General features: G+C 64.5%; 21 protein-coding genes. 9 read left to right on the top strand and 12 right to left on the bottom strand.

The window, feature by feature from the left end; all coding sequences use genetic code 11:
• Nucleotides 1-75: 75 nt before the first annotated feature.
• Nucleotides 76-1,044: an MBL fold metallo-hydrolase gene (locus tag AC1RKI_RS22415; RefSeq protein ID WP_492797215.1), complete on the bottom strand. Its 969-nt coding sequence runs from the start codon at nt 1,042-1,044 to the stop codon at nt 76-78.
• Nucleotides 1,045-1,482: 438 nt separating this feature from the next.
• Here AC1RKI_RS22415 and AC1RKI_RS22410 point away from each other — a divergent pair, with 438 nt between their 5' ends.
• A complete protein-coding gene (locus tag AC1RKI_RS22410) occupies nt 1,483-2,037 on the top strand; it encodes a ferritin-like domain-containing protein (protein WP_061953962.1) in 555 nt (184 codons plus the stop codon).
• Between the two features lie 145 nt (nt 2,038-2,182).
• Here AC1RKI_RS22410 and AC1RKI_RS22405 read toward each other — a convergent pair whose 3' ends face one another.
• From AC1RKI_RS22405 to AC1RKI_RS22395, 3 genes are all read right to left on the bottom strand, one after another.
• Nucleotides 2,183-2,944, bottom strand: a complete 762-nt coding sequence (locus AC1RKI_RS22405; RefSeq protein WP_490713552.1) for a hypothetical protein — start codon at nt 2,942-2,944, stop codon at nt 2,183-2,185.
• A gap of 243 nt (nt 2,945-3,187) precedes the next feature.
• The gene (locus tag AC1RKI_RS22400; protein ID WP_492797181.1) at nt 3,188-3,946 is read right to left on the bottom strand and encodes a hypothetical protein; all 759 of its coding nucleotides are present in this window, start codon (nt 3,944-3,946) and stop codon (nt 3,188-3,190) included.
• Nucleotides 3,947-4,308: 362 nt separating this feature from the next.
• Complete coding sequence (locus tag AC1RKI_RS22395; RefSeq protein WP_227460590.1) at nt 4,309-4,698, bottom strand: putative periplasmic lipoprotein; 390 nt, start codon at nt 4,696-4,698, stop codon at nt 4,309-4,311.
• 335 nt (nt 4,699-5,033) lie between these two features.
• On the opposite strand from AC1RKI_RS22395, the gene AC1RKI_RS22390 reads away from it, so the two are divergent.
• A complete protein-coding gene (locus AC1RKI_RS22390; RefSeq protein WP_150979712.1) occupies nt 5,034-5,624 on the top strand; it encodes a DUF2239 family protein in 591 nt (196 codons plus the stop codon).
• Between the two features lie 3 nt (nt 5,625-5,627).
• On the opposite strand, the gene AC1RKI_RS22385 is transcribed toward AC1RKI_RS22390, so the two are convergent.
• Entirely contained in the window at nt 5,628-7,466 is a 1,839-nt protein-coding gene (locus tag AC1RKI_RS22385) for a cytochrome c biogenesis protein DipZ (RefSeq protein ID WP_492797179.1), read from the bottom strand.
• A gap of 236 nt (nt 7,467-7,702) precedes the next feature.
• On the opposite strand from AC1RKI_RS22385, the gene AC1RKI_RS22380 reads away from it, so the two are divergent.
• The 5 genes from AC1RKI_RS22380 (at nt 7,703) to AC1RKI_RS22360 (ending at nt 11,682) form a co-directional block, all read left to right on the top strand.
• Nucleotides 7,703-8,446, top strand: a complete 744-nt coding sequence (locus AC1RKI_RS22380; RefSeq protein WP_061953950.1) for a response regulator — start codon at nt 7,703-7,705, stop codon at nt 8,444-8,446.
• Nucleotides 8,443-9,744, top strand: coding sequence for a sensor histidine kinase (locus AC1RKI_RS22375; protein ID WP_251164916.1), 1,302 nt, complete (start codon nt 8,443-8,445; stop codon nt 9,742-9,744). The genes AC1RKI_RS22380 and AC1RKI_RS22375 overlap by 4 nt, the downstream gene beginning before the upstream one ends.
• Nucleotides 9,745-10,140: 396 nt before the next feature.
• The gene (locus tag AC1RKI_RS22370) at nt 10,141-10,572 is read left to right on the top strand and encodes a hypothetical protein (RefSeq protein WP_061953946.1); all 432 of its coding nucleotides are present in this window, start codon (nt 10,141-10,143) and stop codon (nt 10,570-10,572) included.
• Between the two features lie 57 nt (nt 10,573-10,629).
• Nucleotides 10,630-11,049 (top strand): organic hydroperoxide resistance protein, encoded by a 420-nt coding sequence (locus AC1RKI_RS22365; RefSeq protein WP_492797176.1) that lies wholly within the window; start codon nt 10,630-10,632, stop codon nt 11,047-11,049.
• A gap of 78 nt (nt 11,050-11,127) precedes the next feature.
• Nucleotides 11,128-11,682 carry a thioredoxin family protein gene (locus AC1RKI_RS22360; protein ID WP_251164918.1) on the top strand — a complete coding sequence of 185 codons (555 nt, stop codon included), beginning with the start codon at nt 11,128-11,130 and terminating at the stop codon, nt 11,680-11,682.
• A 47-nt stretch (nt 11,683-11,729) separates the two neighbouring features.
• On the opposite strand, the gene AC1RKI_RS22355 is transcribed toward AC1RKI_RS22360, so the two are convergent.
• Together AC1RKI_RS22355 and AC1RKI_RS22350 are read right to left on the bottom strand one after the other, a co-directional pair.
• Entirely contained in the window at nt 11,730-12,068 is a 339-nt protein-coding gene (locus AC1RKI_RS22355) for a cupin domain-containing protein (protein ID WP_061953940.1), read from the bottom strand.
• Between the two features lie 127 nt (nt 12,069-12,195).
• On the bottom strand, nt 12,196-12,684 hold the full coding sequence (locus AC1RKI_RS22350) for an Lrp/AsnC family transcriptional regulator (protein ID WP_227460595.1): 489 nt from the start codon (nt 12,682-12,684) through the stop codon (nt 12,196-12,198).
• Between the two features lie 152 nt (nt 12,685-12,836).
• On the opposite strand from AC1RKI_RS22350, the gene glmS reads away from it, so the two are divergent.
• Nucleotides 12,837-14,666 carry a glutamine--fructose-6-phosphate transaminase (isomerizing) gene (gene glmS / locus AC1RKI_RS22345; protein ID WP_492797173.1) on the top strand — a complete coding sequence of 610 codons (1,830 nt, stop codon included), beginning with the start codon at nt 12,837-12,839 and terminating at the stop codon, nt 14,664-14,666.
• Between the two features lie 85 nt (nt 14,667-14,751).
• Here glmS and AC1RKI_RS22340 read toward each other — a convergent pair whose 3' ends face one another.
• From AC1RKI_RS22340 to AC1RKI_RS22325, 4 genes are all read right to left on the bottom strand, one after another.
• Entirely contained in the window at nt 14,752-15,744 is a 993-nt protein-coding gene (locus tag AC1RKI_RS22340) for a Bug family tripartite tricarboxylate transporter substrate binding protein (protein ID WP_150979721.1), read from the bottom strand.
• Between the two features lie 64 nt (nt 15,745-15,808).
• The gene (locus tag AC1RKI_RS22335; protein WP_492797213.1) at nt 15,809-16,594 is read right to left on the bottom strand and encodes an SDR family oxidoreductase; all 786 of its coding nucleotides are present in this window, start codon (nt 16,592-16,594) and stop codon (nt 15,809-15,811) included.
• A gap of 38 nt (nt 16,595-16,632) precedes the next feature.
• Nucleotides 16,633-17,313, bottom strand: coding sequence for a fumarylacetoacetate hydrolase family protein (locus AC1RKI_RS22330; protein WP_492797170.1), 681 nt, complete (start codon nt 17,311-17,313; stop codon nt 16,633-16,635).
• 116 nt (nt 17,314-17,429) lie between these two features.
• Nucleotides 17,430-18,383, bottom strand: coding sequence for a 2-hydroxyacid dehydrogenase (locus AC1RKI_RS22325; RefSeq protein WP_492797211.1), 954 nt, complete (start codon nt 18,381-18,383; stop codon nt 17,430-17,432).
• A 108-nt stretch (nt 18,384-18,491) separates the two neighbouring features.
• On the opposite strand from AC1RKI_RS22325, the gene AC1RKI_RS22320 reads away from it, so the two are divergent.
• Nucleotides 18,492-19,634, top strand: coding sequence for a citrate synthase (locus AC1RKI_RS22320; protein WP_490713546.1), 1,143 nt, complete (start codon nt 18,492-18,494; stop codon nt 19,632-19,634).
• A 71-nt stretch (nt 19,635-19,705) separates the two neighbouring features.
• Here AC1RKI_RS22320 and AC1RKI_RS22315 read toward each other — a convergent pair whose 3' ends face one another.
• Nucleotides 19,706-21,001: an epoxide hydrolase family protein gene (locus AC1RKI_RS22315; RefSeq protein ID WP_233473905.1), complete on the bottom strand. Its 1,296-nt coding sequence runs from the start codon at nt 20,999-21,001 to the stop codon at nt 19,706-19,708.
• Between the last annotated feature and the right edge of the window lie 151 nt (nt 21,002-21,152).

Below are 21,152 nucleotides of genomic sequence, written 5' to 3'. Positions count from 1 at the left end.
TGACAGGCCGGGACGATCAAGGCTGCCATGTTCGCACGGCGGCGCGCTGGTGTGCACGCCGCCGTGTGTGGGCCATCAACGATCGTTGCGGATCGGCCCGAACTCGACCGGCACCCAGGCGTAGCCGACAGAGTCGCGCCGCACGTGTCCCAGCCCCGGGAACGGCAGATGCGCCCCGCCCACCCACAGCTTGCCCTTGGCCGCCTCGGCCAGCACGCGCTGGCGCGTCAGCGCGGCCTGATGGCTATCGGTGTCGAATTCGATCGAGATGTTGGGACGACGGAACTGCGTGGCGTGGCTATGAACGATATCGCCCCACAACAGCAGTCGGTCGTTGCCCGATGTGAACAGATAGCTCGTATGGCCCGGCGTGTGGCCGCGCGTGGCCATGGTCTGCACGCCAGGAATCGGCGCGTGGCCTGCTGCGGCGTTGAAGGTCTGGAAGCGATTGGCGGCCTGGTACGGCGCCATCGCGTTGCGCGCCATCGCAAATAAACCCTTTGCCGATTCGGGCGCGGCGGCCTCGCTGGCCTCGCTGAGCCAGTAGTCGGCGTCGGCCTTGTCGGCGTAGACCGTGGCGTTGGGGAATACCGGCTTGCCGTCGGCGCTGAGGCCGCAGGCGTGGTCGCCGTGGAGGTGCGTCAGCAGCACGGTATCCACCTGCTCGGGCGTGTATCCGGAAGCGCGCAGGTTGTCCAGGATCCCGCCCAGTGTGGGCCCGAAGCACGCGGCGGCACCCGTATCCACCAGCACCAGGTGCGAGCCGGTGTTCACCAGGTAAGCATTGACCGCCGTCTGCATGCCGGGCGTGGAGGCGACGAACATGCGCGCCAGCAGGCTCTGCACCTCGCGTGCGCTGGTGTATTTGAGCACCTTGGGATCGATATCGATATAGCCGTCATACAGCGCGGTCACCTCGAACTGGCCGACCATCATGCGATAGAAGCCCGGCGCCTGTGTCTTCTGCTGTGCTGGCGGCGCGGCCTGCGCCGCGGTGGCAGCCAGCGGCAGCGCGGCGACGCCAATGGCGAAGGCGACGGCCATCGGTCCCAGAACAGCGGCGGCGGCGCGGCGGATGCGATGCTCCGAATGCGGTGTCATAAGACGGATTCCCCCTGAATCGGTGATTTGAATGGGCCTGATAAGACATAAATGGCCGATACGAACCCTACCCGCCTCCAGAGGGCCAGGCAAGTCACGCATAGGGTTGCGCCTCTCATACCTTCGTCGGATTTCGCGCCAAGGCCGCGAGTCGTCGATATTGCAAACAGGCCACCCGCGCGATTGTAAAAAACACATCCCAATGGCAAGCGGGCGACGGTTTTACCAGCGTTGGCGGAGTGGCATCGATTTTGCCTGCAGCGGTAAAGTCCGCTCCCCCGTCTCGCGCGCGGCAATGTGCCATTGCGTCGCTTGACCACGGCCATCCACGCACGGGGTTATCCGGGGCGGGATTATTCGAACGATGACGAAGGAGTCCCCATGGCTGAGAAGCAACCGTTCCTAACGGATATCAAGACGCTGCGCGAGCGCGCCCGCCAGCACATCGACGACGGCGCGGTGACCGCCGGATACAGCGCCGAGCGTGACACCGTAATCAAGCTGCTCAACGACGCGCTGGCTACGGAGATCGTTTGCGTGCTGCGGTATCGGCGCCATTACTTCATGGCCAAGGGCCCCAATTCGAAAAGCGTAGCGGAGGAGTTTCTGGCGCACTCGAACGAGGAACAAGGCCATGCGGACCAGATCGCCGAGCGCATCGTGCAACTGGGCGGTGAGCCCAATTTTTCGCCCGAGGGCCTGGCCTCGCGCAGTCATGCCGAATATGTGGAAGGCGCCACGCTGACCGACATGATCAAGGAAGATCTCGTGGCCGAGCGCATCGCGATCGACACCTATCGCGAAATCATCCAATACATCGGAGAAAAGGACCCGACATCGCGCCGCTTGATGGAAAGCATCCTCGCGGTAGAGGAAGAGCACGCCGACGATATGGCCGATTTGCTTGCGGCCAATCCGGGCGACAAACAGGGCTAAAGCGAATCGGCGCTGTCAGATTCAGACATCGCCGAAATTTGCGTGTACCGCAGCGCAGGTCGTCACGATGGGGCCTGCGCTGTTGCTTCTTGATCGCGTTGCTGGACAGCGTCCGCTGCCCGTTTCGTCCGGCGACGATCGCGCATCAGGGCACATACGCCCGACGCACCACATCGGGAATGCTCAAGGGGATCTTCGTGCCGTCGCGTCCCTGTAGAGAATCGGTGGCCAGTTTGCGTCCGTTGCGATAGAAGACCGCGTGCAGCGCACCGAAGCTGTCTGCACCCACGGTTTTGACTTTGACTCGCCCGCCGTGGTGCGGTTTGATCGGCAAGATCTTGGACAGAAAGGTGTGCGCCCTCGACGGCTTGTTGTGATGAATCGATGCGTATATTTCCCACGGGTCGCGCGCGCGGACTTCGCCAATAAAACCCCGCACGAAAATTCGGCGCCCGAGCGCTACCGAAAGCTCGTGGGCGATACTCCGGTCGGTCTGTCCAGCACTAGGAAGAGGACGAAGGGGACGCGGATTGGCCGTTGTCGTAAAGCCATTTGTGGAGGCATAGGCATAGGAAGGCGGCATCCCGGGTGGGGAAGCGTCCCGCACCGCATGGTACGTCGGCGGCGGCCCCTCAGGGTAAACCGGTGTAAAGATCGGCCAGGCCGAATCGCTGCAGGCGAGGACGACTTGGTCGGTTTTTTCCCAGATGTCGGGTGGCACAGTCCGTTCTAGCAGTTCGCCAAGCTGAAAACCGGCCAATAAGGTGCCCTTGATGCGAATTCGTCCCGTCCCGTTCGAGTGGGTAGCGGCTATCGATGAGCCAATGATCAACCAGTTTTCGTTCGAACGTTGCGATGATTGAATTTTTACGCAATAGGAATCGGAATGAGAAAAAATGATTTGCATGGTATGTCCAATTACGTTGGGTTAGACCATGCCAATCTGAATCGTACGGTTTGTCAGAAACTTGGTATGGCCACAACACAGTTTGCGCTAAAGGGTTGCCATGCGTTTTGATCGCTGTGGGTGCTGAATTGCTATTAGTAAATGTTCTACGGAATAGTCAGAATCTGATAAAGCATTATCGCCAGTAAATTCCCACAGCGGCCACACCGGCGGCGATTGGCCTGTGTGGGAATACGACGATTTTCAGATCACCCGGCCGTGGTCGCCGCGGGCCCAATAATTACTGTCCCTGAACGTCACGCGCAGGGAGTCCATCGACACAGGCGCGCCTTGTCCGCGGTTATATCGAGTGCCGCACCACAGATCGCCGTGAAAGAGGTAGCTGTGCAGGAACGGGCCACCGATCCTGATCGCAAAGGGTTCCTGATGGGCGGGAATCGTGCGGAATCGTCGCCATGGCAGGGCATTCACGCGTGGCGGCCGGTTGTAGTGGATCGAGGCATAGATGTTCCACGCATTGCTCACGTCGAGCTGGCCCTGGAAGCCCAGGACAAAGAACGGCCGCCCCAGGCCTTTTGCCAGGTCCTGCGCGATGCTGCGGTTGATCGAATTCTCGAAGGACGGGCTTGGGTGTAGCGATTGGTACGACGGTGGGAAGGGTCTTCTTTCGCACGCAGCGCTGTATGAAGGCAGCGGGGCCGCGGGTTGCACGTGGTAGGCGGGCGGAGAGCCCTCGTGCTGGGCGACATATGGCGCGCCGGAATTGCTGATCGCCAAAATCACCTGCTGCACGCGGCTCATGATTTGGCCCGGCACGGTGCGCCTGAGGAAGGCAGCAAGCTGGTGACCGTCAAGCACATTGCCGTTGATGCAGATATGGCCCGTTCCATAGTGATTGCGGGCGCCGGTCTCTGTGCCGATGATCAGCCACGTGAAATCAGGGTTGTCGACCGAATCGACATTTATACAATAGGCATCAGGATAGGAAAAGACAATATCCATTAGAGTTTATATGTCAATGAATAAAAAATGAAGCAAGAAGCAGGCGATTCGACTTTGATGCGATAGGCATCGGCAAAAATAATTCCCAAGGTGCGAAGGGATATCGCTTAGCCGACGACTTCGAAAGCAAACGGGGGCGCTGGCGACTTACCACCTGGCGCTTGACCGTGCGGGAGTGTGCACGACCGATGGGTGGCGCGTATTGATTGCGCTTCGCGAACGATGTGATTAGCGATACGGCGCTGCATGCGACAAGCGACGAGCGTTGTGGTCAGGCGGCGGTCGGGGAAATAAAAAAGCGAGGGGTGTCAGCCCTCGCTATGCATTGTCCTGGTAGACGCCTGCCGCTGGCGTCGGAATGCTTACTTGATGGCCGTACCGGGCTTGCAGTCTTGCACATACCCGGTGACGCGGCTTTTGCTCAGCATCGGCCGCCATTGGTCGGCGCTACGAATGTCCACGTCGGTGCCTGATGCCGCCGCGCGCAGCGCTATCAGGTAGGAATAGCCGGCGCTGGCCTGGTGACCGTAGCCGACGCGCACATCGACGCGGCCCGGTTCCGGATAGGCCTCGATTTCAGCGTCGTCGCCGAGCTTGCGCTTCAGGCACAGGACAAGATCTCCCACGCTGGCATCGGAGTGGATGCGCGTGGCGTCGCGCGATTCCAGATACTCGGGGTTGGCGCCGCTGGCGCAGGCGGCCAGCAATGGCGTGGCCACTGCTGCAATCAGCAAAAACCGCATTCCGGTCATTCAATCTCCTGTTGGTGGGTTCGAGGCGTCGAGACCCGCGATCGTGCCATGCGCGGATCGGCCGGTCAAAAACCGAGATCAAGCCTGACGTGTATCCAACCCTGCGTCGTTGGCCTCAGCAAAGAGCCAACCTCTGAGGCGTCCACGCGGCAAATCCTGATGGGTTCCCACCTGCGGGAATCCGCGCGCAAGCTCCCCAATGTGCGATATCGGTCCGGCCAACTTTGATCCTCGGCAAATTATTACCCGGATATAATTGACGGCCAAATATTACCCGGGTAATATCGCGTCTTCGATCGAATCTCGATCCCAACACGATCCCAACGGAGACCCAAATGGAAGACGTGGAAAGCTGTACCGCCTTTGCTGGCGAGCGTCGCCTGGCCGCTGGCACGCCCGCGCAGGTGGCGCTGGCGGTGGCCGCCGCGCTGCGCGCAGACCCCAACCAATCGATTCTGGCCTTTGACGACCAGAGCGGCCGTCAGGTCGATTTCGACCTGCGCGGCAGCGACGCGGACATCGCCGCGCGGCTGTCCCCAGGCGCGGCCACCCCGGCGGCCGCCGACGACGCGCAGGGCAAGCGTGGACGCCCCAAGCTCGGCGTCGTGGCGCGCGAAGTCACGCTGCTGCCGCGCCACTGGGACTGGCTGGGCGACCAGCCGGGCGGCGCATCGGTGACGCTGCGCAAGCTGGTGGACGCCGCGCGCAAGGGGCACGGTGTCGATCTGGCTGCCGGTCGCGCCAAGGCCGCCGCCGACCGCTTCATGTCGACGATGCTGGGCAATCAACCCGGTTACGAGGAAGCGTCGCGCGCGCTGTACAACGGCAACCGCGACCAGTTTCTCGCCTTGTCGGCCGCCTGGCCCGCGGATTTGCGCGATCACGCGCGCCAGCTTGCCGCGCCCGCATTTGGCGCCGACGCGTGACGATCAGCCAAACGTGAACGCGTAGGCCTGTGCGCCCGGATCCAGGAAGCGGATCTCGAACGTGTGTTCGCCCACGTCGCCCGCCTGCCTGACCAACTGATAGAGCCGCGTGGCGGTGATCGCGCCATTGCCGTTTGCGTCGATGTCCGCGCCGTGGCTGGCGCCGGGCGGCTTGCCGTCGATCGTCACCACAAAGCGCACGGCGCGGCCATCGGCGGCTGGCCCGAGCACCAGATGCAGGTCGCGCGCCAAGAAGCGATAGGCGATGCCACCGCCGGCGCGGTCCAGCGTTGCCTGTTCCGCGCCCGCGGTCCATTGGCCCGTCAGCCCCCACTGGTTCAGACGCAGCGCGCCCACCGTGTAGTCGCGCGATTTGTCCTGGCGCAGCCCGCCCGGTGACGCAAATTTCTCGGCCTGCCGATAGCCGACGTAGGTCTCGCCTGATCCCACGTGCCGCAGGTCCGGCGCGGCTTGCGCACCGGGCGCGTCCGGGGTTACCACGTCGCGCGAGGCCGAAGGCTTGCCGGCTTCGGCCAACAATTGCTGGATCTTGCGCTCGGAGTTGGCGTAGTCGCCTTCGCCAAACTGGTGGTGGCGGATATTGCCGCGCGCATCGACGAAATAGGCGGCCGGCCAGTAGTTGTTGTGGAAGGCGTTCCAAATCCGGTAATCGCTGTCCACGGCCACCGGGAACCCGATCTTGAAGTCGCCGATGGCGCGACGCACGTTCTCGGGGTTTTTCTCGAACGCGAATTCGGGCGTGTGCACGCCCAGCACAGTCAGGCCCTGATCCTTGTACTTGTCCGCCCATGCGCGCAGATACGGCAGTGTGCGGATGCAGTTGATGCACGAATACGTCCAGAAATAGACCAGCGTGACCTTGCCCTGCAGTTGATCGCGCGAAATCGGCGGCGAATTGAACCACTGCACCGCTCCGTCCAGCGACGGCAGGCGGCCCTCCACGGGCAGGCGGCTGGCAAAGCCGGCGCTGGTGTCGTTGGCGGCCAGCAGCATCGCGGCCGGTCGCACGGTTGCGGCGGCCAGCGCGGCCTGCTGCGGCGTATTGTCGAGCTGACCGGCCTCCTCGCTGGTGGTCAGGCTGGCGCTACGCACTGCGCCCGGCCTGGGGTGGAAACGGTCGACCAGCGCCTGTTCCAGCCGTGCCGTGCTGCCGACCGACAATTGCGCCAGCAGGCCGGTGTCGGCGCCCGCGGCAATCGCGGCCACGCCGCCCAGCACGCCTACGCCAAGCCCGCGCCGCAGCCATTCGCCGGCGCCCATCGACCGCTTCATCGCCGCAAACAGGCGCCCGCCAACGCCCAGCGCCGCCGCCAGCGATGTGGCCGCGCCGGCCGCATAGGCCGTCAGCAACAGCGAGCTTTGCACGCTCGCGCCTTGCAGTGCCGCCGTCGTCAACACGATGCCCAGGATCGGGCCGGCGCATGGCGCCCACAGCATGCCGGTGGCCACGCCCAGCAACAGCGACGCCCATGGCGATGCATCGGCCGACGCGCCGTTGCCGGCCAGCCGGTTGCCGAGTGCCACCACCGGGCGCGTCATCGCATCGGCCAGCCGCGGCACCAGCAGCGCCAGCCCGAATGCGGCCAGCAGCGCCAGCGCGGCGTAGCGCCCGTACTGGTTAGCCGCGATCGCCCACGCGCCGCCCACCGACGCCAGCGTTGCCACGCCGGCAAACGTCAGCGCCATGCCGGCCAGCATGGGCAGCCGGCCGCGCACAAACGGCTGGCCGGTGCGCGCCAGCACAAACGGCAACACGGGCAGGATGCAGGGGCTGAGGATGGTGAGCGCGCCACCCAGGTAGGCAAGGATCAGCAGTGTCATGATCGGGGTCCTTTCGGCAGAGTCGGACCAACGGTTGGTCCGGCGTTTTGGCATGTCCCGATTTGGCGCCTGGCATCTACCTTGAATGTGTCGTCAATGCGGAAAGTTGTACCGCTTTGTGGGGCTCAGGCGTCCAGATACATTGCGATACACGAAAGCCGACCGACGCCCATACAATCTCGCCAACAGACGCATTGCTCACATTCTCAAAAAATATTCTTCCAGGGGTGACATAGATGGAATCGCATGTGGACCATGTCCTGATCGTGGACGACGACCGGGAAATCCGCGAACTGGTCTCGACCTACCTGACCAAAAACGGCCTGCGCGTGACCATGGCGCCCGATGGCCGCCAGATGCGCCAGTTCCTGGAAGCCAATGCTGTCGACCTGATCGTGCTCGACGTGATGCTGCCCGGCGACGACGGTCTGGTGCTGTGCCGCGAGCTGCGCGCGGGCAAGCACAAGGCCACGCCAATCCTGATGCTGACCGCGCGCGACGACGAGACCGACCGCATCATCGGCCTGGAAATGGGGGCCGACGATTACCTGACCAAGCCATTTGCCGCGCGTGAGCTGTTGGCGCGCATCAAGGCCGTGCTGCGCCGCACGCGCATGCTGCCGCCCAACCTGCAGATCACCGAGGCGGGGCAGATCCTCGCGTTTGGCACCTGGCAGCTCGACACTACCGCGCGCCACCTGATCGACAGCGAAGGCACCATCGTGGCGCTGAGCGGCGCCGAATACCGGCTGTTGCGCGTGTTCGTCGATCATCCGCAACGCGTGCTCAATCGCGACCAACTGCTCAACCTCACTCAGGGCCGCGAAGCCGACATGTTCGAGCGCTCGGTCGATCTGCTGGTCAGCCGGCTGCGCCAGCGCCTGAACGACGATGCGCGCGAGCCGGCGTATATCAAGACCGTGCGCAGCGAGGGCTACGTGTTCTCGATGCCGGTGGAAATCAAGGAGGCGCGTCAGTGAATGCACGCCTTTGGCGCGGGCCGCGTACGCTGAGATCGCGCCTCTTCCTGATCCTGCTGACGGGACTGATCGTTGCCCACCTGATGTCGTTTGCCGTGCTGTTTGGCGAGCGCTATGTTTCGGCGCGTCAGGTGATGCTCGGCACGCTGGAGACCGACGTGGCCACTTCGGTCGCCATCCTGGACCGGCTGCCTGCCGCGGAGCGGCCGCAGTGGCTGCCGCGCGTGAACCGCGGCAACTATCAATACATCCTCGGCCCGGGTTTGCGCGGCGTGCCCGAGATGACGCAGCGCGGCAAGGACATTGCCGATCGCATCATGGAGGCCACGGGCGGGCGTTTTGCGGTCACGGTCGAGTCGATTCCGGGCGACGGCAAGCAGGTGCAGGCGCACCTGACGCTCAGCGACGGCAGCCCGCTGACCATCGACGTGCATCCGCGCATGACGCCGGTGGCGCAGTGGCTGCCCTATGTGCTGGTACTGCAACTGCTGCTGCTGATCGTGTGCTGCTGGTTCGCCGTGCGGCAATCGATCCGTCCGCTGGTGGCGCTGGCCGACGCCGCCGATGCCCTCAATCCCAACGCGAAGGCGGCCCCGCTGGACGAAGGCGGCCCCACCGAAGTGGCGCGCGCCGCGCGGGCGTTCAACGCGATGAGCGAGCGTATCGCGCACTTCGTGGCAGAGCGCGTGCAGATTCTTGCGGCGATTTCCCACGACCTGCAGACGCCGATCACGCGCATGAAGCTGCGTGCCGAGATGGCCGAGGATTCCGAGGAAAAGCGCAAGATGGTGAACGATCTGGCGGAAATCCAGACGCTGGTGCAGGAAGGGCTGGCGTATGCGCGGTCCACCAGCGGCGAGGGCGAAAAAGCGTCGCGTATCGATCTGGGATCGTTTGTGGAAAGCCTGGTCTACGACTATCAGGACACCGGCAAGAATGTGACGATCGAACAGAACGTGGGCGGAGCGATCGTGACGCGGCCGCACGCGCTGCGGCGCATCCTGACCAATCTGGTCGACAACGCGATCAAGTTTGGCGGTGCGGCCGAGGTCAGCGTGCGGCGCGAGCGCGACGCGGTGCTGATCGACGTAATGGATCGCGGTCCCGGCATTCCCGACGACAAGCTCGATGCGGTGCTGCAGCCGTTTGTGCGGCTGGAAGGGTCGCGTAGCCGCGAAACCGGCGGCACGGGGCTGGGCCTGGCCATTGCGCACCAGTTGTCGGTGGCGATCGGCGGATCGCTGAAGCTGCGCAATCGCGAAGGCGGCGGCCTGGCGGCGGAAATCCGCATCGGCTAGCCAGCTAACCACCCGCGCGCCTTGCGCGCGTTTGTCTTCATCGCGGCCGCGCCCTCAAAGGCGCGGCCGCGTCGTTTTCGGCGTATTGCCTGGGCGCATCCTGCGCCATGTACCCCCTCCCCGCCTGGCATCCGGCCAGCCTTTCCGACGGTGCGCGCTGCGTCGGCCGCGCATTGCTTGAGCCTTTTTGTACGTCTTTGTATCAGCCCGCCGCTGCGATACGTGGCCTGACATAACCGCCCGAAATCCGCTACGGGCGCGATACGTGGGGCGCCTTAAATACGTTCCGTGGCAGCGCAACGCAACGACGAAAAGCCGGAGACGCCGCTTCTGCACAACCGTGAAGTACCGATTGCACATCGCAAACACTCAACGTTCAGATAAAGGAAGCCAATCATGTCCAAGACCTTCACCCAACGCCTGGTTCTCGCCGTCGCCCTGGTTGCCGCCGCCGCTGGCGCGCAAGCCGCTGTGACCGGCGCCCGCGACCCGTACCTTGACGGCGCACGTGCCGTGCAAGGCGCGCGCGACGTTTTCAGCGAAGGCGCACGCTCGGTGTCCGATGCCCACGACCCGTACACCGACGGCGCACGCGGCGTGCAGGACCAGCGCAGCCCTTATTACGACGGCGCCCACGTGGTGGCCGGACTCGATCGCACGGGCGTATCGGCCCCGCCGGCCCGCGCTGTCGATCCGTACTACGACGGCGCGCGCAAGGTCGATCCGTATTACGACGGTGCGCGCACCTTGGCAGGCATGGACCGCACCGGCGTTTCTGCCGATCCGGCCCGCAAGGTCGATCCGTATCTGGATGGCGCCTACGCCTGATCCCGCCGCATGTTCTTGAGCCCTTTTACCCAAACCACTCGCAACAAGGAATTCATCATGACCCGCATCGAAAAAGTGCTGTACACCGGCAAGGTCCACGTCACGTCCGGAGGCCGCGACGGCAAGGCGCATAGCGACGACGGCAGGCTCGACATCGCGCTGTCGTCGCCCGGCAGCAAGGGCCAGGGCACCAATCCCGAGCAGCTGCTGGCCGCCGGCTGGTCGGCATGCTTCATCGGCGCAATCGGCCTGGCCGCGGGCAAGCGCAAGATCCAGTTGCCCGCCGACCTGTCGGTGGATGCCGAGATCGACCTGGGCACGGCGGGCATCGAATACCTGCTGCAGGCGCGCCTGCACGTGCACATCCCCGGCATCGAGCGCGACGTGGCGCAGGAGCTGGTGGAGACCGCGCACCGCACTTGCCCGTATTCGAAAGCGCTGCACGGCAATATCCAGATCGAGACCGTGCTGGTCTGAGCGGCTGCCACCGCATCGCCAGCAAGCCCCGATTGCCCCAATCGCTCGATTCAACACAACGTCGTCACGCTCCCGATCATGCGCAACCTCATTCGCGCCGTACTGGCCGCCGCCGGCATCGCGGCGATCTACACCTTCGGCACCGGTGCCATCGCTGAAAGTCCCAGGATGGGCGATCAGGGCGTGGCGCCGGAATTCGTCAACATCACGCAGTGGCTCAACAGCGAGCCGCTGACGATGCAGGGCCTGCGCGGCAAGGTGGTGCTGGTCGATTTCTGGACCTATGCGTGCGGCAACTGCGTCAATACCCTGCCGTACGTCAAGCAGTGGTACGACAAATACAAGGACCAGGGACTGGTGGTGGTGGGCGTGCACACGCCGGAGTTTCCGTTCGAGAAATCGACCGCCAATGTGCAGGCCGCGCTCAAGCGCTTCGATATCCGCTATCCGGTGGCGCAGGACAACGGGTACGGCACATGGTCGGCGTATCGGAACCAGTATTGGCCGGCCACGTACCTGATCGACGCCGAGGGCCGCATCGTCTATCAGCACTATGGCGAAGGACGCTACAAGGAAACCGAGGCGGAGATTCAGAAGCTGCTGGCGCAGCGCAAGGCGGCTGGCGTGCAGTAACAGGCTGGCGGCGCTGCGGCGCCGCCGCTTCCGCTTGCAGCGCGCGTCTAACCGCCGTTATCGAGCAGCACTATGGTCATCAGCACCGAGGCGTCGCTGACGGCCTTTACGTCATGCCGGACGTTGCCGGCCAGATAGATCAGGTCGCCCTGGCGCAGCCGACGCGACCCGCCATCGAAGGCGATCTCGATTTCCCCTTCCAGACACTGCATCGTCATTGGGCCCGCCACCGCATGCGGCGGCATCTGCTTGCCAGCCAGCAGCACCAGACGCGCCACTTCCATATGCGGCACCTTGAACAGCGCGGTGGTGGGCGTGTTTTTCAGATCGACGCCGAGCGGCTTCACGCTCGTGGTCTGGCCGGAGGTCAGGTGCGGAATCGACATGGCTCTATGCTCGCTGGACTGGGGATTGGCTGACAAAAGACAGCTGCGCCTTGCTGCGCGATGCCATTCAGTCTATTGCCAAAGCAGCGGGGCTGCGAAAGCAAAATGTTGCCTGCCTCGCGCAACGTCATGCGCCTGCGCCGATTGGCGCATTGGCTTCGAACTTGGCGCGATGCGTCGAGAAAAAGGTGCGCACGTTGCGCACATTGCCGGCGCCCGTGAACAGCCGGCGCGCAAAGGCGTCGTACGCGCCCATATCGGCCAATTCGACGATCACCACGAAATCGGGCCCCGGCGACACGCGATAGCACTGCGTGACGCCCGGTTCCGCGCAGACTTGCGCTTCGAACGCCGCGCAGTCTTCCGCGGTCTGTCGATCGAGCGTGACCTCGATGATGGCGATCAGCGCGCCGCCCAGCTTCTCGGAATCGAGTACTGCGATTTCCCGCGCGATGACGCCCGTTTCGCGTAATCGGCGCACACGGCGCATGGTGGTTGGCGCCGATGCAAACACGCGCTCGGCCAGCGCCGCATTTGAAAGCGATGCATCGGTCTGCAGCGCGCGCAGGATTCGGCAATCGAGGTCATCGAGCGGGACAGGGGGCGCAAAGGGCATACGATTTTTGTGAAAGAAAATTTCATCGATGGGATTGATCGATGAGTTGATTCATAAATGCCGAATTATTGAAAGAAAATTTCATTGCCGCAACCCTACCATCGCCGCCATGGATCGAATGCGATCGCTAACGTAAATCAATTGGAGAGGTCATGTGCGGAATAGTTGGCGCGGTGGCGCAACGCAACGTGGTGCGAGATCTTGTGGATGGGCTGAAGCGGCTCGAATATCGCGGCTATGACTCGTGTGGCGTGGCCATGCTGCAGCACGGCAAGCTGGTGCGCGCGCGCAGCGTGGAGCGCGTGGCTGCGCTGCAACGCGATATCGAGACGCACGGGATCGACGGCGCCACCGGCATTGCGCACACGCGCTGGGCAACGCACGGCATGGCGGTCACGGCCAACGCGCATCCGCATGTCTCGCCCGACGAGCGTGCGCCACGTATTGCGGTGTCGCACAACGGCATCATCGAAAACCACGAGACGCTGCGCGCGGAACTGCAGCAGCACGGCTATGTATTCGTCAGCCAGACCGACACCGAAGTGATCGGGCATTTGATCGATCACCTCTACAACGGTGATCTGTTCGAGGCCGTGCGCGAAGCCGTGGCGCGACTGCGCGGCAGTTTTGCGATTGCCGTGCTCTGTCGCGACGAACCGCACCGGCTGGTAGGCGCGCGCAATGGCTTGCCGCTGGTGGTGGGCGTGGGTGACGGCGAGAATTTCCTTGCGTCGGACGCCATCGCCGTCGCCGGCGTCACTAACCAGATCGTCTATCTGGAAGATGGCGATGTGGTCGACGTGCAGATGCATCGCCACTGGATCGTCGACCGCCACGGCCAGCGCGCGGATCGCGCCGTGCACACCGTGGCGGCGCACAGCGCTGCGGCCGATTTGGGCCTGTACCAGCACTACATGCAGAAGGAGATCTTCGAGCAGCCGCGCGCGGTGGCCGACACCTTGCAGGACATCACGTCGATCATGCCGGAGCTGTTCGGCGATGGCGCGTATCGACAAATGGCCCAGGTCGATTCGGTGCTGTTGCTGGCGTGCGGGGGCAGCTACCATGCCGCGCTGACGGCCAGCTACTGGATCGAGGCGCTGGCAAACCTGCCGGTGCGCGTGGAGATCGCCAGCGAATACCGCTATCGCGAGGCGTTCAGCCATCCCAATACGCTGGTGGTGGCCGTATCGCAAAGCGGAGAAACCGCCGACGTACTCGGCGCCGTCCATGCGGCCCGCGAGCGCGGCATGCAACGTACGCTGGCGATCTGCAACGTCGCCACCAGCGCGCTTGTGCGCGAATGCGCGATGCATTTCATCACGCGCGCGGGCGTGGAGATCGGCGTCGCGTCGACCAAGGCCTTCGTCACGCAATTGGTGGCGCTATTCCTGCTGGCCCTGACCCTGGCGCAGATCCGTGGGCGCCTGAGCGATGCCGACGAGCAGCGTCACCTGCGCGCGCTGCGTCATCTGCCCGATGCATTGACCCGCGTGCTTGCGCTGGAGCCGCATTTCATCGGCTGGGCCGATCAACTCACGCGCAAGGAGAACATCCTGTTCCTGGGACGCGGCATGCACTATCCGATTGCACTGGAAGGCGCGCTGAAGATGAAGGAGATTTCCTACATCCACGCCGAGGGCTACGCTGCCGGAGAACTCAAGCATGGACCGCTGGCGCTGATCAGCGACCAGATGCCGGTGGTGGCGGTGGCGCCCAACGACAGCCTGCTGGAAAAACTGAAGTCGAACATGCACGAAGTGAACGCGCGCAGCGGCAAGCTCTACGTCTTTGCCGATATCGACTGCGCGCTGCAGCCCTCCGACGGCCTCGAGATCGTGCGCCTGACCGAACACTACGGCATGCTGTCCCCGATCGTGCACACCATCCCGATGCAACTGCTCGCGTATCACACCGCGCTGGCGCGCGGCACCGATATCGACAAGCCCCGCAATCTGGCGAAGTCGGTGACCGTGGAGTGAGTGGGGGCGATGTGTGGGGAGATATGTGAGGCGCCACGCGCCTCATCGCCCTTCAACTTCAGAGCGGCTCACGCCGCCACCGCCATCATTCCGGCTGGATGTTGGCCTCTTTCACCACCTTGCCCCACTTGGCCAGGTCGGACTTTATCAGCGCCGCGTATTCCTGCGGCGTGCCGCCCTGCACCTCGATGCCGGCAGCCTCGAGTTTGGCGCGTACCTCGGGCAACTTGAGCGCGGCGTTGATCTCCGTGTTGAGCTTGGCGACGATTTCCTTAGGCGTGCCGGCCGGCGCGAGGAAGCCGCCGTTGGTATTGGCGTCGTAGCCCTTGAGACCTTGTTCCTCTGCGGTGGGCACGTTCGGCAGCGCCTTGGAGCGCTTGCGCGTCGATACCGCCAGCGCGCGCACGTTGCCCGATTTCACCTGTTCCTGAATCGCGCTGATCGTGTCGATATAGAGCACCGTGCGGCCCGCGATCAGGTCCGGATGCGCGGCCGAGGAGCCCTTGTACGGCACCAGCAGCACCGGCGCGCCGCTGACCATGCGGAACATCTCCGCCGCCATTTCCTGCGCACTGCCGCGACCGGACGTTGCCACCTTGGCCTCGGCCGGATTCGCCTTCATCCATGTCACCAGTTCCGGCACGGTCTTGGCCGGGACCTTGGGATACGCGGCGAAGACCAGCGGAATCTCGTGCGTGTAGACGATCGGCTCGAAGCTCTTCTCCGGGTCCCAGCCCAGGTTCTTGAACAGGAACTTGTTGATGTTGTGGCTGCCCCCGACGATGCCGATGGTGTAGCCATCGGGCTTGGCGTTGGCCAGCACCGCGGTGCCAAGGTTGTTGGACGCGCCGGGACGGTTCTCGACGATAAATGGCTGGCCAAGCTTGACCGACAGCTTTTCGCCGACCACGCGCGCGATCAAGTCGATGCCGCCGCCGGCCGGTGCGGGCACGATGATCGTGACGGGGCGGCTTGGATACGGCTGCTGCGCCAACGCGGCGCCCGGGTTTGCCAGCAGCGCGGCGGGCATCGCCAGTACGCTCAGCAGCGCGGCGAATTTACGGGGGATCGATTGCATGGTGGTCTCCTGGAAAAGCGATGGACGGCTGCTGCCGACTCTGTTTGCGTAAAAGAAGCTGGAATCAGCCGCGTCCGACGAAAGGCATGGCGCTGGCCATCACGGTCATGTTCAGCACGTTGGCGTCGAGCGGTAGCGACGCCATATGCCGCACGGCATTGGCAACGTGGCGCGCGTCCATCATCGGCTCCGGCGCGGTCGTGCCATTGGCCTGCAGCACACCGCGCGTCATCCGTTCGGACAATTCGGTCAGTGCGTTGCCGATGTCGATCTGGCTGGCGACGATGTTGAACGCGCGGCCGTCCAGCGCCAGGGCCTTGGTCAGGCCGGTGACCGCATGTTTGCTGGCGGTGTAGGGCGCGGTGAACGGACGCGGCGTATGCGCTGAAATCGATCCGTTGTTGATGATGCGCCCGCCCTGCGGCGACTGGCGGCGCATCAATCCGAATGCGGCGCGCGCGCACAGGTACACGCCGCTCACATTGGTGTTGATGACGTTGAACCACTTGTCCAGCGGCAGTTCGTCCATCGGCACCGCTGGTGCGTTGACGCCGGCGTTGTTGAACAGCATGTCGACTCGGCCGAACTCGCGCTCGACGGTGTCGAACAGCGCCTGCACGCTGGCCGGATCGGTGACGTCGGTCGGCACGGCCAGGGCAGTCTGGCCCCGTTCGGCAGCTTGCGCGACAAGCGTCTGCAATGGGTCCGCACGACGACCCGCCAACACTACGGTCCAGCCATCGTCCAGCAATGCCAGAGCGGTCATGCGGCCCACGCCGCTGCCGGCGCCGGTGACCACTGCGATCTTTCGGGTTGCGTTCAAGGTTGTCTCCTTTTTTTGACGATGCATCATGTGCGGCATCGCGCCGCGCGTATGTGGGTTGCGATCTATCCCGTCACCGTCAGCGCGATTTCGCCGATGCCGGCCACGCTGGCGTGAACCAGGTCGCCGCGTTGCAGCGGTCCGACGCCCGCCGGTGTGCCGGTGAAGATCAGGTCGCCCGGCATCAGCGCGACCGAGCGCGACAGCATCGCCACCAGTTCCTGCACCGGCCAAAGCAGCTCGGATACATCCGCGCGCTGGCGTTCCGCGTGATTGACCGTCAGCTGTATCGTCCCGGATTGCGGATGCCCGCACATTTCGGCGGGCACCACCGCGCTGCACGGCGCGGCGTGGTCGAATGCCTTGGCGGGCTCCCACGGGCCGCCGACTCGCTTGGCCTGCTGCTGCAGGTCACGGCGTGTCATGTCGAGGCCGACCGCATAGCCCCACACATATTCCAGGGCGCGCGCGGGATCGATGTCGCGCCCGGCGCGGCCGATCGCCGCCACCAGTTCCACCTCAGGACAAAAGTCCTCGGTGCCCGGCGGATACGGCAGCGCTTCGCCGGCGTCGTCCACCGCCGTGGCCGGCTTCATGAACCATGCGGGCATTTCCTGCGGCACGGGCTCGTCATCGCGCCAACGGTAATTGCGTCCGATACAGAACACGCGGGCGATGGGAAACCGTGCGGCACTGCCCATGACGGGGAGCGAACGCGGCGCGGGTAGCGGCAAGACAAAATCCATCGGTCTCTCGAAACTAGGTGCCGTTGATTGAGGCCCGACCGCGCGCCCTACGCGGTGCGGCAACCGGGCGCCGTGCGCAAAGCGATTTGGGCTGGGCGATCGATACGCCGTGGCGATCAGGTGGTCAGGCTCATGTTCGGGCGCGTGCCGGCAAGCGCCTGCGCGACGCTGTCCAGCACCATGCGCGCCATCGCCTCGCGCGTTTCCCATGTGGCACTGGCGCGATGCGCCTGCAATGTGGTGCGGTCGGAGCGGCGCAATGCCAGCGGCACGCGCGGCTCGTCGACAAATACGTCCAGTCCCGCGCCGGCAATGCCGCCGGCCTCGATCGCGCGCACCAGATCGGCCTCATTGACGAGGCGCCCGCGCGCCACGTTGACGAGGAAGCCGCGCGGACCCAGCGCATCGAGCACCGCAGCATTGACGATGCCCTCGGCCTTGTCCGCGGCGGCGCACAACACCAGCGCGTCGCTGTCGCGCGCCAGCTGTACCAGATCGGCCACGAATTCATGCGGCACGTCGTCCATCGCACGCAGGTCCGTATAGCGGATCGGGCAGCCAAAGGCCGCGGCGCGCGTGGCGACGGCGCGGCCGACGCGCCCCATGCCGACGATGCCCACGCGCATGCCGCTGAAGCGGCGCGCCAGCGGAATGGCGCTGGGCTGCGGATACAACTCCCACTGCCCGTCTCGTACGAAGCGATCGCCCGCGCAGATATTGCGGCACGCGGCAATCAACAGCCCGATCGCCAGATCGGCAACATCCTCGGTCAGCGCGCCCAGCGTGGCCGTCACCGGCAGGCCGCGCTCGCGGCAATATGCAAGGTCCACTGCATCGGTGCCCACGCCATTGACGGCCACCACCTTCAACGCCGGAAGCGCCTCCAGCATCGCGCGGGAAATACCGGTATGGCCCCCGGTGATCACGGCTTCGATCGATGCGCCATGTTGTTGCAGCCACGCGGCCTGGTCGTCGATTTCAAAGTACTTGTGCACGTCATACAGCGCGGCCAGTTCTTCGTTGGCGGCAGGGATCAGGATGGGATTCAGTTGCAGGATCTGCGGCTTCATGTGCATCGATGTCAGGCTGGAAAGTGAAGCCATGGTAGGCAATAGTTGATTGTCAATGCAATATTGATATATAAAATCAACATAAATCAGTTTCTACGAGTCACCACCATGGGTTCCTGGATATCGATGGACGAGGCGTGCGCGCGCCTTGGCGTGCGGCCGCAGACGGTCTACGCCTATGTGAGCCGCGGCAAGATCGAGGTCACGTCCGACCCGGCCGATACGCGGCGCAGCCTGTACCGCGCCGAAGACGTCGCCAGCCTTGCGCGGCGCAAGCAGGCCGGGCGCAAGCACGAAACGCTGGCCACTAATACGCTGTTCGGCGCAGAGCCCAGCATCCCGACGGCGCTTTCCACTTTCGTGCGCGAACGCCTCTACTACCGAGGGCAGGATGCGGTGGCGCTGGCCCGATCGGCTACGCTGGAAGAAGCGGCGCACCTGCTATGGAATGCCGAACAGCCCGTGGATTTCTCGTCGACCGCGCGCGTGGCGCGGCCGGGGCGCGTGGCCGCATTCCGCACGCTGGCCGAACTGGCCGCCACGGGGCATTCCACGCACGGCCGCATGACGCGCGTGCTGCATGCGGAAGGGCAGGGGCTGATCGGGAAAATGGCCAATGCGTTTGGCGCGCAGCCGGGACGCGATGCACTGCACCGGCGTCTTGCGCAAGGCTGGAACCAGCCCGCGGCGGTGGCGGATCTGCTGCGCACCGCAATGGTCTTGCTGGTGGATCACGAGCTGACCAGCTCGGCGTTTGCCGCGCGCATCGCGGCGTCCACCGGCGCGTCGCTGCCCGCGTGCCTGCTATCGGGACTGACCACGCTGTCGGGGCCGCTGCATGGCGATGCGTCCGGGCGCGTCAAGGCCCTGTTCAGCGAACTGGAGCGCCAGGGCGAGGACGAAGTGATCGCCCATCATTTGTCGACGGGGCTGCCGCTGGCCGGTTTCGGTCACCATCTCTATCCTGAAGGCGATCCACGCGCCGCGGCGCTGCTGGCACTGTTTGATCCGCCAGCGGTGATTGCGCGCTTTATCGACAAGGCCACGCGCCTGACCGGGCTGCAGCCCAATATCGACGTAGCGTTGGCCGCGCTGGTTACGCACTGCGGCCTGCCCGACGATGCGGCATTCGGCATGTTCGCCACCGCGCGCAGTATCGGGTTGCTGGCGCATAGCCTGGAACAGCTTGGCGTCGGTCAGGTGATCCGGCCGCGCGGCCGCTATGTCGGCGTCATGCCGGAAAAGACCTGACGCGCAGCGCGCGGCAGCTTTCGAAAGGGCGCGCCCGATGCGCGCGGCATCGGGCACGGCAGGGGCGACGGTCAGCGCGCCGACTTGAACGCCGCGCGAAGCTCTTCGGCAAAAAGCTGCGGCTGTTCCCACGCGGCAAAATGCCCGCCGCGCGCCACCTGGTGGTAGTAGTTCAAGGACGGATAGGCCGCCTTGCTCCAGCTTTCCGGCGCCTGATAGATCTCGTGCGGAAATACGCTGATGGCCACCGGCACCTTGATGTCGCGCGTTTTCTGCGCGTCGGCGCTGAAATTATTGTTGTTGTTCTCCCAGTAGAAGCGCGATGACGACGCGCCAGTATTGGTCAGCCAGTACAGCGTGATGTCGTTGAGGATCTCGTCGCGCGAGAGCACGCGCTCGGGCACGCCGCCGCTATCGCTCCATTCCGCGATCTTTTCGTAGGTCCACGCGGCCAGTCCCGACGGCGAATCGGCCAGCGCATATCCCACCGTCTGCGGGCGCGTCACCATCATCGCGCCGTACGCCGCATTGCGTCCGAAGAAGCTGGAGAGCGACTGGAATGCCTGCTTTTCCGGGGGTGTCAGCGAAGCGGGCGGCGCATCGCCGGCCAGGATCGACTTCATCACGTCGCCCGGCACCGTGGCGGGCATGTTCAGATGGATCGCGCGCAGGCCGCTCGGTGCCTGACGCGCCAGCGCGTCCGAGATCACCGAGCCATGGTCGCCCCCCTGCGACACGTAATGCGTATAGCCAAGCCGCTTCATCAGCACGTCCCACGCGCGCGCGGTGCGGTCGGGGTTCCAGCCCAGATCCTTGGGGCGGCTGGAAAATCCATAGCCGGGGATCGACGGAATGACGACGTCGAACGCATCTTCGGCGCGGCCACCGTAGGCGGTGGGATCAGTCAGCGGGCCGATGGTCTTGGTGAACTCGAAGATCGATCCAGGCCAGCCGTGGGTCAGGATCAGCGGTAGCGCGTTGGGATGGCGCGAGCGCACGTGGATGAAATGGATGTCCACGCCATCGATCGTGGTAACGAACTGCGGCAACGCGTTGAGCTGCGCCTCGGCCTTGCGCCAGTCGTACTGGGTGCCCCAGTACTTCACCAGTTCCTGCGTTTGCGCCAGCTGGATGCCTTGCGAGGCGTCGCCGACGGTTTCCTTGTCGGGCCAGCGCGTGGCCGCGATGCGCTTGCGCAGATCGTCGAGTTGGGCCTGCGGCACGTGCACGTGGAACGGGCGGATGCTTTCGTCGGCATTGGCGGGTTTTGCCGGCTTGGCGGCGGCGACCGGCGCCGGCGTGGACTGCGCGGCGCGCACGGACGGGGCGTGGCCGGCAAGGGCTAGCGTGGCCAGCGCGGCGGCCAGTGCAAGGGTGTGGCGGCTCAAGGCCGATGACTGGAAACTGCGGACGGCTGCGTGCGACACAATGGATCTCCGGTTGGGTTGGGCCACGACGCAGGCGCATTCGCTGCCTGCGTGACTTGCAGCGCAGTGTGGGGGGCCGATGTATTGCGGA

It is taken from the genome of Cupriavidus sp. GW822-FHT06G04 (genome assembly GCF_058799075.1).
The sequence above is the reverse complement of the archived record's forward strand: the minus strand, read 5'-3'. Positions and strand labels throughout refer to the sequence as shown.